Below are 13,508 nucleotides of genomic sequence, written 5' to 3' on the forward strand. Positions count from 1 at the left end.
CTCCTGATCCTGACCCTTCGGATCATAAGTCTCATTGTCCTTTGCAGCAGGTGCCTTCAGGTCAAACTTCGCAGGAACCTCGCGAGATACCGGGTCAGCCCCCTCAGCCGGGGTCCAAGTAACCTTTACCAGGGCCTCGTTTTGGCCTTCAACCTGCTTATCTGCAGGCCAGGTGATCACACCGGTCTTAGCGTCGATTGTCAGGCCCAGTTTTTCGGCGGCGGCAGGGTCTGCGAACTCGAAGGTTGCACCTTCCGGCATCTCCTCAACGGCATCAGTATTCGGGTTGTCGAAAGAAGGCTTTGCTTCAAGATCCTTTTCCTTGGCAGTGCCCTTGGTCTCGTCATACTTAACGACGGTCGGATCTGCCAAGAAGGAGTCGGCCAAAAGGAGCGTACCCGTTGGCTGACCCGAAGCATCGGCAGCGAATACCTGAGAAGAGTACACAGTTGGCTTGGAGAGATCGTTCGGAACGGTGAAGTCGCAGGACTCCAGCTCACCAAGCTCGTTAGCCGTGACGGTGCAGATCTCACCGGTGGATTCACCGTCTGCAAACCACTCAATAGCGTACTGCTGGTTGGGAACCAAGCCCGTGGTCTTCGACTTGGCGGTATCTCCAGGGGCAGCAATAGCAGAGGCGTTATCGTAGTTGATGACGTCGTGAATCGGGCGCGGAGTCAGCAGAGCGAAGTTCTGGACAGAAATATTCGCTGACGTGTTCGCTTGGCCGAGGAACCATTCATTCGAGGGCTGGAACATGTTGTCCTGGTAGTTACCCATCCACAGGTCGCGGTTCTCACCAACTACCGGATACAGGTACATATAGTCCTCGTTGATGTGGCGGTGACGCTGGCCAGCTGTACCGTTCCACTGCATCAGATTGCCATGCTCTTCTTCCTCAGCAGAAACGAGCTTGCCCCACTCCTCAACAGTGGTCTGCTTTCCCTTTTTGTCGTGAGTTGCGCCATACAAGCCAGCAAACGGCAGGTAGAAGGTACCATCATCCTTTACATAGGCTACGCGCGACTCAGCAATGTGGGATCCTACGCCGTGCTCAGCCTGGTACTTGTCGACGATTTCCTTTTGTGCGACACGGAACTGCTCACGAGTGTAGTTCTTGTTGGAGTCCTTCCAAGCATCGAACTGACGGGCCACTTCGTCGTTAACATAAGACCCAACAACCTTAACGTCGGTAGCAGCTCGGTCTGAAGAATCCTTAAAGTATCTCTGCGCTAGGGTGCCACCGTTTTCGTTATTCTCCCACCAAACACTGCCACGCGCCGTGCCGAAGATACCACCCTCTGGCCACTTCTTATCGACAGTGGGCGCTTCGGTCCACTCAGTTTCAGGCTTGGCGAGCCAACCATCCACGTTCGGACGCTCCTGGAATACTACCTTGGCGCCCACGATGCGGTTAATGCCAGCCGTAAAGTCCCAGCTTTCCCATTTACGGGTCAAACGGTTGTGGAAGCGGCCGCTGTACATGTCGCCACCGCCTGCTAGCGTGTACTTTGCCGGATCCGGGTTCTCAGCCCAGGTTCGAACCTGGAACTTCGAATCTCCGGACAGTTTAAACTCGATAGGGTTGCCTAGGCCATCCTTCGGCGCATTAGAGAGGTCGAAGACGAACTTACCCTCAGAGTCGGAGGTGGTGTAGTAGATTGGCGAAACTTGACCCTTGCCGTTGACGTACTGCAAGAAGACCTTGACACCGGACATAGCTTCGTCAGCTTCATTCTGAGCCTCCGGTCCGGAGTCGCGATCCAAATAGACCGCACCTTGGTATCCCTGCTTCTGACCCCAAGTACCATCTGCTCGGATAGCGGTCGCTTCCGAAGTGCCTCGGGTATCCACACTGGGCTTCTGGTCAGGCGTGGTGTCCTGAGCAATAGCGGCCGGCGCAGCATTCGGACTTACGACTGGGTGAACGAAGGGCGCAACCATCGCGACAGAGAGCGCGGCAGCTGCAATCGTCGTACCGCGACGACGGGCAGAACCGTTGAATTTCTTCACATTCATGAAGAATCCTTTCATGAGAACAATTAAGAAACCGGTCAGCAGCCCACCCTCGGTTAGATTCCGAAGTCACTTAGGCGTTCCTGAAGGCAGACTGGACTCAAGCTGAGACCCTACCCCCCCCCGCCACTTCCCGCAAGAGCAAAATTCGGAAGCGGTTAACCGTGTACTTGCACGTCATAGCCTGTTTGATCAACATAAATGTCTAAAACTGCTGGCCACGGGTAGCTCCAATGTTTATACCGTTCACAGGTTGAATTAGTTTCGTAATTTAAGCCTCATGCAAATTACCCCCGCTACACCCCTATCCATGGGGTGTTCACGGGGGTAACGAGAAGCTAAAACTATCGCCCATTCACGGCGTGTCTTACACAGACTTGATTTTCGGAGGTGTATCACTCTCCCACCCGTGGACATGGCGTCGAAGCACCGCCCGCACCGCCTTTGCGATGACATAGGCCAGCGGCACCACAACGACCAAGGTGACCAGGAGCCTAATAAGCATCCAGCCGAACTGGGTTGCAAGATGCTCCACATCAAAACCACCGGCGATAATGCCCACGAGTCCGCTTACCACTACCGCAGCAAAACCGGCGAGGCTCCCGCTAAGAAAATCAAAGCGGGCGTATTTGCAGCCGAAGAAAACGGCTTCTATGACCGCGCCAATGATTACTACCTCCACTACGGCTCTGGGGCCTACGACGCCACTGAATGCATAACCCAGCATGACCGACATGACATAACCCACAAATGCGGCCAGCGGTTTCTGGACAGTTAAGGCCGCACATAGCCCGGCCAAGGGGAAGAGCGCCGCCGTCCCGGAAAGCAGCGGTAGCAACACATGCGTTGGGAGTGGCTCATCTTCCCCCATGACCAAGCGATTAATAAACGCTCCCCTTCCCCACAATAGGAGCGCGCCAGCAATGACAAAGCCGGCAACAACAAGAGCATCAACGCCCGTCCACGCGCGTGGTTTCGGGGCAGGCTTTTCGAATCCTGTGGTTGGAAATGTCATCGGTCGGTACCTTTCCTGGGCATGAGCACTGGGGTTCTTGTGGCTTTGTTGACGCTATTGTAAGAGAACCCAAATTTTCTCGCAGGGCGGGGCTCCGAGCGGGACGTCCCGGTTCGGTGCTACCGATAGAAAAAGACCCGCACCTCGTCCCCACCAGTGTCTGGCGGGGTGAAGTGCGGGTCGTTGGTTTCCCTCGGCGTTGAAGGGCTAAGGACTAGCTCGTTGAAGGACCAGGTCCTAGAAGGTGTAGTCCTCCTCCAGCGGGACGGAAGCGCCGGTGAACTCACCGAAGCCATCGTCGCCGTAGATGGAATCACCGTAGGTCGGGATGGAGTACGCAGCGTTGCGTGCGGCCTCAGTCGGCTTCACGCTGATGTTGCGGTAGCGGGAAATACCCGTACCAGCCGGAATCAGCTTACCGATGATGACGTTCTCCTTGAGACCAATGAGCTGATCCGAGCGCTTGTTGATAGCGGCGTCGGTAAGCACACGCGTGGTCTCCTGGAAGGACGCAGCAGACAGCCAAGACTCCGTAGCCAGCGAGGCCTTGGTAATACCCATGATCTCACTGCGCAGCTGTGCCGGCTGGCCACCCTCGGCAACCTGAGCGGCGTTAACCTGCTTGGCCTCAGAAAGGTCAACCAGGGTACCCGGCAGGAACTCGGTGGAACCGGCCTCAATGACCGTACCGCGACGAAGCATCTGGCGGATGATGATCTCGATGTGCTTGTCGTGGATGGCCACACCCTGTGCACGGTAGACAGCCTGAACCTCGTCGATAAGGTGCTTCTCCACGCCACGGCGGCCGAGAACCTCCAGGACGTCGTGCGGGTCAGCCGCACCACGCATGAGGCGGTCACCGGTGCTGACGTGGTCACCGTCGCGCAGGGAGCGCTCGATCATGGCGTCCGGGTTGGACTCCATCGGGCGGCGAACCTGAGCCAGGCCCTGGCGCTTCGACAGCTTCTCGTAGACCACGTTGTCGGAACCGTCATCCGGGGTGATGGTCAGGGTCCAGAAGTTGCCCTCATCGGACAGGGACACGGTGCCGTCGACGGAAGCGATAGGAGCGCGGTTCTTCGGGTTGCGGGCCTCGAAGAGCTCCTGAACACGCGGCAGGCCGCCGGTAATATCGCCACCGACACCACCCTGGTGGAAGGTACGCATGGTCAGCTGGGTACCCGGCTCACCAATGGACTGTGCAGCCACGATGCCGACTGCCTCGCCGATATCGACCAACTTGCCGGAGGCCATGGACTTGCCGTAGCACTTCGCACAAACACCAGCCGGGGTCTGGCAGGTCAGCACGGAGCGGACCTTGATCTCCAGGACGCCAGCGGCGACGATCTTGCGGCTGAGTTCCTCAGTCAGGTCGGTGCCTGCCTCGGCAATAACCTCGCCGTTTTCATCCTTGACATCGTTAGCCACGACGCGGCCGGATGCGGAGGTCTCCCACAGCTCGTGCAGGTCGTAGGAGCCTTCGGCAACCTCGACGCCGATCGGGACGCGCACGCCCTGACGGGTGCCACAGTCTTCCTCGCGGACGATGACATCCTGCGCCACGTCCACCAGACGACGGGTGAGGTAACCGGAGTCAGCGGTACGCAAAGCGGTATCCGCCAGGCCCTTACGGGAGCCGTGCGAGTTGTTGAAGTACTCCAGAACCGACAGGCCCTCGCGGAAGGAGGTCTTAATCGGACGGGTGATGTAGTCACCCTTGGAGTTCACAACCATGCCCTTCATACCGGCCAGGGTCCAGATCTGACGCATGTTACCGGCAGCACCGGACTTCACGATCATCGGAATCGGGTTGTCGTCGGGGTACAGCTCCTCGACGGCGTTACCCACGGTGTCCGTGGCGTCCTTCCACAGCTCAACCAGGCGGTCGTAGCGCTCGCGCTCGGTCAGGGCACCCTGCTCCCAGTACTTGCGCTCGATGCGCTCTGCTTCCTTCTCATAAGACTCGAGAACCTCGGTCTTGTTCGGCAGAACCAGAACGTCGTGCATGGTGATGGTCACGCCGGAACGGGTGGCCCAGTAGAAGCCCGCGTCCTTCATCTTGTCCAGAACCTGGGCAACGGTGATCATCGGGTACTTCGCAGCGAGGTCATTAATGACGTCACCCAGCAGCATCTTGTTGCCAGCGCCGCCCTTACGGACCATGACGCCCTCGAGGTACGGGTAGTTCCACGGCAGCAGGTCATTGAACATGATGCGGCCGAGGGTGGTCTCAGCGAGCCAAGCCTGGCCCTTCTGCCAACCATCCGGGAACTGCTCAGCCTCAATGTCTGACGGCGGACGTAGGTGGGAGATGCGCACCTTGATCGGGGCCTGCAGGCCCAGAACGCCGCGGTCACGAGCCATGATGGCCTCCGCGTAGGAGGAGTACACGCCCTGGGCCGGTCCGTTTTCGTCTGCGGGAGCGTAAGCTCCCGCGCCACCGATCTCGTCCTCGCCCTTGTCCATGGTGAGGTAGTACAGGCCGGTAACCATATCCAGGCGCGGCATAGCCAGCGGCTTACCGGAAGCCGGGGACAGAATGTTGTTGGAGGCCAGCATCAGCACGCGTGCCTCAGCCTGCGCCTCGGCGGACAGCGGCAGGTGGACTGCCATCTGGTCACCGTCGAAGTCAGCGTTGAAGGCCTCACAAGCCAGCGGGTGCAGCTGGATGGCCTTACCTTCGACCAGCTTCGGCTCGAAGGCCTGGATACCCAGGCGGTGCAGGGTCGGTGCACGGTTCAGCATCACCGGGTGCTCGGAAATGGCCTCTTCGAGGACGTCCCACACCTCAGGGCGCTGGCGCTCCACCATGCGCTTAGCGGACTTGATGTTCTGTGCGTAGTCGTTCTCCACCAGGCGCTTCATGACGAAGGGCTTGAACAGCTCCAGAGCCATGAGCTTCGGCAGACCACACTCGTGCAGCTTGAGCTGCGGACCAACGATAATCACGGAACGACCGGAGTAGTCCACGCGCTTACCCAGCAGGTTCTGGCGGAAGCGGCCCTGCTTACCCTTGAGCAAGTCAGACAGGGACTTCAGCGGGCGGTTACCCGGGCCAGTGACCGGACGGCCGCGGCGGCCGTTGTCGAAGAGCGCGTCAACGGACTCCTGCAGCATGCGCTTCTCGTTGTTCACGATGATCTCGGGAGCGCCGAGGTCGATCATGCGCTTGAGGCGGTTGTTGCGGTTGATCACGCGACGGTAGAGGTCGTTGAGGTCGGAGGTCGCGAAGCGGCCACCGTCCAGCTGCACCATCGGGCGCAGCTCCGGCGGGATCACCGGGATAGCGTCGAGCACCATGCCGGCCGGGTCGTTGCCCGAGCGCAGGAAGGCTGCAACAACCTTCAGGCGCTTGAGGGCGCGCATCTTCTTCTGGCCCTTGCCGTTGTTGATGATTTCCTTGAGCTCCTCGGCCTCAGCCTCGAGGTCGAAGTTACGGATGAGGGTCTGGATAGCCTCTGCACCCATGCCGCCGGTGAAGTAATCCTCGTAGCGGTCAACCAGCTCTTCGTAGATGGTCTCATCGATGATCATCTGCTTCGGAGCCAGCTTGATGAAGGTGTTCCAGATCTCGTCGAGGCGAGCAACCTCGCGCTCACCGCGCTCGCGGATGTGCTGCATTTCCTTATCGGCAGCGTTCTGGACCTTGCGGCGGGCGTCGGCCTTTGCACCGGCGGCCTCCAGCTCGGCCAGATCCTGCTCGAGCTTGGCAGCGCGCTCAGCGATCTCTGCCTCGACGTCATCCTCGACGTCCTTCTTCTCCAGCAGCATCTCTGCTTCCAGAGTGGACTGGTCATTGTGGCGAGCTTCCTCATCCACGGAGGTGATGATGTTGGCAGCGAAGTAAATGATGCGCTCAAGGTCCTTCGGAGCCAGGTCCAGCAGGTAGCCCAGGCGGGAAGGAACGCCCTTGAAGTACCAGATGTGGGTAACCGGCGCGGCCAGCTCGATGTGGCCCATGCGCTCGCGGCGAACCTTGGACTTGGTCACCTCGACGCCACAGCGCTCACAGATGATGCCCTTGTAGCGCACGCGCTTGTACTTACCGCAGGAGCACTCCCAGTCACGGGTCGGGCCGAAGATGCGCTCACAGAAGAGGCCGTCCTTCTCCGGCTTGAGGGTGCGATAGTTAATGGTTTCGGGTTTCTTGACCTCGCCCTTGGACCAGCGACGGATGTCCTCTGCGGTGGCCAGCCCGATGCGGAGCTCGTCGAAGAGATTTACGTCAAACACGTAATGTCTCCCTTTCATCCCCCGTCAGGGGGAAGTTGATGGCTTTGTATGTAGGTGGTGTTTCGTTATGCCCGCCGCCGTAGATAAGCGGCGGACCAAAAGCTAGGCGATGTCTGCGTCGGAGCGCTCGTCGCGGGACAGGTTAATGCCCAGGGACGGAGCGCCGTCCATGTCGTCTTCGTCGGAGCCAGACAGTTCCATCGGCGTGCCGTCGGTGGAGAGAACTTCCACGTTGAGGCAGAGGGACTGCAGCTCCTTGAGGAGGACCTTGAAGGACTCCGGGATACCCGGATCCGGGATGTTGTCACCCTTGACAATGGCCTCGTAGACCTTGACGCGGCCGACCACGTCATCGGACTTGATGGTCAGAAGCTCCTGCAGGGTGTAGGCAGCGCCGTATGCCTGCATTGCCCACACCTCCATCTCACCGAAGCGCTGGCCACCGAACTGTGCCTTACCACCCAGCGGCTGCTGGGTAATCATGGAGTACGGGCCGGTGGAGCGAGCGTGGATCTTCTCGTCGACGAGGTGGTGCAGCTTGAGCATGTACATGTAGCCGACGGATACCGGGTACAGGTAGGGCTCACCGGAGCGACCATCGAAGAGACGGGCCTTGCCGTGCTCATCCACCATGACGTCACCATCGCGGTTCGGCTTGGAGGAAGCCAGCAGGCGAGAAATCTCCTCGTTGGTGGCACCGTCGAAGACCGGGGTTGCGGTGAGCGACTCTGGCGGGACGTCGTACAGCTCTTCCGGCAGGGTCTTGAGCAACTCGGCGTTGGCCGGATCCTCGGTATCGATCTTCCAACCGGCGTGTGCCAGCCAGCCGAGGTGAACCTCGAGAACCTGGCCGATGTTCATACGACGCGGCACACCGTGGGTGTTAAGGATGATGTCCACCGGGGTGCCATCCTCCATGAAGGGCATATCCTCCGGCGGGAGAATCTTGCCCACAACGCCCTTGTTACCGTGGCGGCCGGCGAGCTTATCACCATCCTGGATCTTGCGCTTCTGAGCCACGTAGACGCGGATCATTTCGTTGACGCCCGGGGCCAGGTCGTCATCATCCTCGCGGGAGAAGCGGGAAACGCCGATGACCTTACCGGTCTCACCGTGCGGCACCTTCATGGAGGTATCGCGCACCTCGCGAGCCTTCTCACCGAAGATGGCGCGCAGCAGGCGCTCCTCCGGGGTCAGCTCGGTCTCACCCTTCGGGGTGACCTTACCGACGAGGATGTCGCCCGCGCGGACGTCAGCACCGATACGGACGATGCCGCGCTCGTCGAGGTCACGCAGAACGTCATCGGAGACGTTCGGGATCTCGCGGGTGATCTCCTCCGGGCCCAGCTTGGTATCGCGAGCATCGATCTCGTGCTCCTCGATGTGGATCGAGGTGAGGATGTCCTCCTCCACGATGCGCTGGTTGAGGATGATGGCGTCCTCGTAGTTGTGGCCTTCCCACGGCATGAAGGCAACCAGCAGGTTGCGGCCGAGGGACATCTCACCGTTGTGGGTACCGGGGCCGTCGGCAAGCACCTGGCCTGCCTCGACGCGCTCGCCCAGGGACACCAGCGGGGTCTGGTTGTAGTTGGTGTTCTGGTTGGTGCGCTCGAACTTGCGCAGCATGTAGGTATCGCGCTGGCCCTCGTCATCCATGATGGTGATGAGGTCCGCGGTGACGTTCTCCACCACGCCCGCCTTCGGGGTGATGATGAGGTCACCGGCATCGTAGGCAGCGCGCTGCTCCATACCGGTGCCCACGTACGGGGCCTCGGAGCGAACCAGCGGCACGGCCTGGCGCTGCATGTTCGCGCCCATGAGGGCACGGTTAGCATCGTCGTGCTCGAGGAACGGAATCATGGCGGTAGCCACGGAGACCATCTGGCGCGGGGAAACGTCGACGTAGTCAACGCCGGCAGCGTCGGTCACGCCGATATCGCCGTCCTTGAGGCGGACCTCGATGCGGTCGCCGGTCAGGGTGCCGTCGGCATCCTTCTCCACCTCGGCCTGCGCGATGGCGTAGCGATCCTCTTCATCGGCGGTGAGGTACTCCACCTGGTCGGTCACCTTGCCGTCCACAACCTTGCGGTACGGGGTCTCGATGAAGCCGAAAGCGTTCACGCGAGCGTAGGAAGCCAGCGAGCCGATCAGGCCAATGTTCGGGCCTTCCGGCGTTTCAATCGGGCACATGCGGCCGTAGTGCGAAGCGTGAACGTCTCGCACCTCAATGCCGGCGCGCTCACGGGACAGACCGCCCGGGCCCAGCGCAGACAGGCGGCGCTTGTGGGTCAGGCCGGACAGGGAGTTGTTCTGGTCCATGAACTGCGAGAGCTGGGAGGTACCGAAGAACTCGCGGATGGCAGCAGAAACCGGGCGAACGTTGATCAGGGAGGTCGGGGTAATCGACTCCGCGTCCTGGGTGGTCATGCGCTCGCGGACGACGCGCTCCATGCGGGACAGGCCCACGCGGACCTGGTTCTGGATGAGCTCGCCGACGGTGCGCAGACGACGGTTACCAAAGTGGTCGATGTCGTCGGTGTGGATGGAGATCATCTCACCGTTCGGGGCCTTCATCTCACGCTCGCCGGCGTGCAGGCGCACGAGGTACTCGAGGGTGACGGCAATGTCTTCCTCGGTCAGGGTCATCAGACCATCGTGGTCTCCGCCTAGGCCGAGCTTGCGGTTGACCTTGTAGCGGCCCACCTTGGCCAGGTCATAGCGCTTGGCGCGGAAGAAGGAGTTATCCAGCAGTGCCTGCGCGAGGTCGCGCGTGGGCTGCTCGCCCGGGCGCTGCTTGCGGTAGATCTCCAGCAGAGCCTCATCGGTGTTGGCCACGCCATCGGACTCGAGCGTGGACATCATGAGCTCGGAGAAGCCGAAGCGCTCCTTGATCTGCTCCTCGGACCAACCCAGGGCCTTGAGCAGCACGGTCACCGGCTGGCGGCGCTTGCGGTCGATGCGCACGCCGACGGTGTCGCGCTTGTCGACGTCAAACTCGAGCCACGCACCGCGGGAAGGAATGACCTTCACGGAGTGCAGCGGGCGCTCGGTGGACTTGTCGATGGTCTGGTCGAAGTACACACCCGGGGAACGCACGAGCTGCGAGACGATAACGCGCTCGGTGCCGTTGACGATGAAGGTGCCCTTCTCAGTCATCATCGGGAAATCACCGATGAAGACGGTCTGGGACTTAATCTCCTGGGTGTCGTTGTTGATAAATTCTGCGGTGACGTACAGTGGCGCCGAGTAGTTGATGTCCTTCTCTTTGCACTCGTCCACGGTGTTCTTCACCGGCTCGAAGCGAGGCTCCGACAGGGACAGGGACATGTTGCCCGAGTAGTCCTGGATCGGCGAAAGCTCCTCGAGGATATCCTCAAGGCCGCTCGTCACGCGTGCGTCTTCGCCGCGCTCTGCCTGCTCGCGCTCGCGCCACTCGGGGGTGCCGATGAGCCACGCGTAAGAATCGAGTTGTAGATCGAGGAGGCCCGGGACGGCGATAGGCTCGCTGATTTTAGCGAAGGAGTATCGCTTCGGGGCTCCAGGGATGTTGGCCACTGACTTGGTCTGGCGGGAGACTGCCAAGATGGGTCCTTCCAGTACCTCTGGCGGATTGCCTCCCCACCCTGGCCGGTGAGGTGCAAAACCGCTGGTAGATTTAGCATTCGGTCTGCTGTGGAATGACTGGGTTTAGAATGCACAAAATCACCTTGTCAAGTCGGTTTTACCATCACCGCTCGAAAGGCTAAATGTGCACTAAAGATCCAGATTCCAGCGCAACGAAATAGCCTATAGCATAAGGGCGGCCTTGTAAAGGCGAAACGCGCCCCCGGCGTGTCGCTACGTAGATCCGCACGCGCGGGCCCCTAGCACGCGCAGCTAGCGGGAGTGGCGGCTAGTGGGACGTCGGAAAGCGCCTAGCGCCCCAAGCAACGCCAGAAGCGCACCGACTCCAATGCCGCCCCAGCGTACCCACTGCCCCACAGCACTCCGCGGGAAGCGCTCGGCCTGCTGGAGCAACTCCGCGCGGGATTCCTCAGAAGTCGCACCATTGAAGGCGAACTGCACCTCACGCTCGTTGCCCTCGCGGTCGGCCCAGTAGTCCTTGATATCGACGTCCATGCCCACGACGAGTCCGGTGGCCTGGTCCACAAAGAGGTCCCGGGTTGCGGCGTGGAAGAGGTAGCCCTGTTCGGTGGAGCCATCCTCGTTGCTCAGCGTGGTCGTCGTACTGCCGGCATAGAGGGTGGCCACGTTGGTGGGCTCAATCTCCTGGCGGTAGCGATAGACCGTGCGGCCGTCGATGTCGAGGGATTCCTCGAAGACGGCGTCGGCCGCCTTGCGCAGGACCGGATCGAAGACCGGGTAGGTGGTCTGCTCGGCATCGGCGGGCAGCTTCAGCCAGTAGCCCTCAACGGGCACCTCCGCCGTGGGCGAGCCCATGGTGTGGGAGAGCGCCGCCGGGCCCGTAGCCTCACCGCTGAGGCGATCGACGGGATAGTTCCACACGCGGGCAAAGCTCAAGTCCTCCACATTGCCCGTGCCGCCGCGGATGGCGGACTCCCCCACCCGCAGAGTCGCTGTCTCCTTGTCTGCTGGGTCCTGGATGTCCAGGTTGAGCTGATAAGTCATCGGCCCCTCATACTGCGTAACGCCCTCCGCGGATAGCTCCTGCGCGGTAGCGTTGTCATCCTGCAAAGTCCACGTCGTGTCCTCGATATCCAACGGCAGGCGCGGACTAAAGCTCAAGAAGCTCGACGCCGTCAGGCCGGCCGCGATCAGCGCAACGCCGAGGCCGAGCAGGAGGACGGAGAAGATGCGGGACTTGGGCAGCATGGTGGCTTATCCTACCGATTCGTTTGCTCAAAACACATTTCCCCGGAGGGTGCGTTTCACATTTACGCGGCATTGACGGGGGGCTAAAGGAGTGTTAAATAACCTAAACTAAGTGCTCCAGCTCACATTCAAGATCGCATCATGGGATTGGCAGTAATCAATGAAGAATGACCCCCAACGCAAGAACAGAGACTTCCGCCTCTACCTATGGTCAGACCTCGTGGCTCAGATAGCCGGGGTAGGAGCCGGGCTTGCTATTCCGGTGGTCACTCTACGCTTGAGCGATAGCCTTACCCTTGCCGGTCTGTATGGAACCATCACCGGAATAGCTGCACTGGCAGGCGGCATCATCGGAGGCTCTCTTGCGGATATGTGGCGCCGCAAGCCACTCATCATTGTGACCAACGCGCTGGCTGGGGTGCTCAACCTCGCGTTAGCGGGTCTCATCCTCTCCGGAAGCTTCTCCCCCATCGTCTTCGGTGCGCTACTCGGGAGCATGATGCTCTTTTACCGAATAGGCCAAGCTTGCTCCGACCCTTGCCTGCCCCAGCTCGTTGAGGAAGAACAACTCGCCGCCAAACAAGGGCTCATCCAAGCGCGTCTGCAATTTGCGGGACTCATCGGCCCCACTGTGGGCGGCGCACTTCTAGAAGTCAATGTGGCACTGCCCTTCGTTTTTGTCGGTCTGGCAAATTTCCTCACCATCGTCTTCTTCCTCTTCATCAGGGCTAACCTAGACCCCGCAAAGAAGGCAGAGAACAAGCTCCTACGCACAACCAAGGAAGGCTTAGCCATCGTGGCTCGCTCGCCCCTACTTCGCGGGCTCATTGCCATGCAAACACTGTCGAACTGTGCAATTAACGGCTCACTGTTCATGGCTGTCCTCATACTGGAGGAGGGGAACAACCCTGGATGGGTAACGGGACTAGCCCGCACGTCCATCGGCCTCATCGGGATTGTGGGTGCTTTGTCGACGGGTTGGATGCAAAAGAAGTTTTCCTTCGCAGCCCTTCAGGTAGGCACATGTGCCTGGGTTGCTGCATCAATCGCATGTGGTGCCCTGCTCAGCCCCAGCCTGTTGATGATCATCCCGCTAGGACTGTCCGTTCTTACAGCCCCAGCCGCCGGCGCGGTAACCTATGCCGCACTCCACAGGCTTATGGCCGAAGAAACATTTGGCCGAGTCACCAATATCCAAATGAGCACCGTCGTTTCACTCTCTAGTGTGTGGTCGACCCCTCTGGCCGCAATATCTCATCGCTGGACCTTGACCACTGGTTTGTGGGCAAATGCGCTCGCCGGGCTCCTCGCAATCGGGCCCGCCCTCATCTTTGTGCGCAGAGCCGATCGCGCCCTTGCGCAAGCAGACGCGAAGGAGAAAGAGGACTCCCCTAGCCACTCATAAGCGTAA

The 13,508-nt window shown here is 60.3% G+C and carries 6 protein-coding genes; 1 reads left to right on the forward strand and 5 read right to left on the reverse strand.

Features of this window, described 5'->3' with window-relative positions:
• From HMPREF2806_RS04420 to HMPREF2806_RS04440, 5 genes are all read right to left on the reverse strand, one after another.
• Positions 1-2,019: hypothetical protein (locus HMPREF2806_RS04420; RefSeq protein WP_198531315.1), on the reverse strand; the 2,019-nt coding region annotated here is incomplete at its 3' end.
• 364 nt (positions 2,020-2,383) lie between these two features.
• Complete coding sequence (locus tag HMPREF2806_RS04425; protein ID WP_070516453.1) at positions 2,384-3,031, reverse strand: ECF transporter S component; 648 nt, start codon at positions 3,029-3,031, stop codon at positions 2,384-2,386.
• Between the two features lie 237 nt (positions 3,032-3,268).
• Positions 3,269-7,264 (reverse strand): DNA-directed RNA polymerase subunit beta', encoded by a 3,996-nt coding sequence (locus HMPREF2806_RS04430; protein WP_070516456.1) that lies wholly within the window; start codon positions 7,262-7,264, stop codon positions 3,269-3,271.
• Positions 7,265-7,366: 102 nt separating this feature from the next.
• On the reverse strand, positions 7,367-10,846 hold the full coding sequence (locus HMPREF2806_RS04435; protein ID WP_070516458.1) for a DNA-directed RNA polymerase subunit beta: 3,480 nt from the start codon (positions 10,844-10,846) through the stop codon (positions 7,367-7,369).
• Positions 10,847-11,140: 294 nt separating this feature from the next.
• Positions 11,141-12,097: a cell envelope lipid trafficking protein PgfA gene (locus HMPREF2806_RS04440; protein ID WP_070516461.1), complete on the reverse strand. Its 957-nt coding sequence runs from the start codon at positions 12,095-12,097 to the stop codon at positions 11,141-11,143.
• Positions 12,098-12,257: 160 nt separating this feature from the next.
• On the opposite strand from HMPREF2806_RS04440, the gene HMPREF2806_RS04445 reads away from it, so the two are divergent.
• Positions 12,258-13,502 (forward strand): MFS transporter, encoded by a 1,245-nt coding sequence (locus HMPREF2806_RS04445; RefSeq protein ID WP_070516463.1) that lies wholly within the window; start codon positions 12,258-12,260, stop codon positions 13,500-13,502.
• Positions 13,503-13,508 lie beyond the last annotated feature (6 nt).

Source organism: Corynebacterium sp. HMSC076G08 (assembly GCF_001811515.1).
In the GTDB taxonomy this organism is placed as follows: Bacteria; Actinomycetota; Actinomycetes; order Mycobacteriales; family Mycobacteriaceae; genus Corynebacterium; species Corynebacterium hiratae.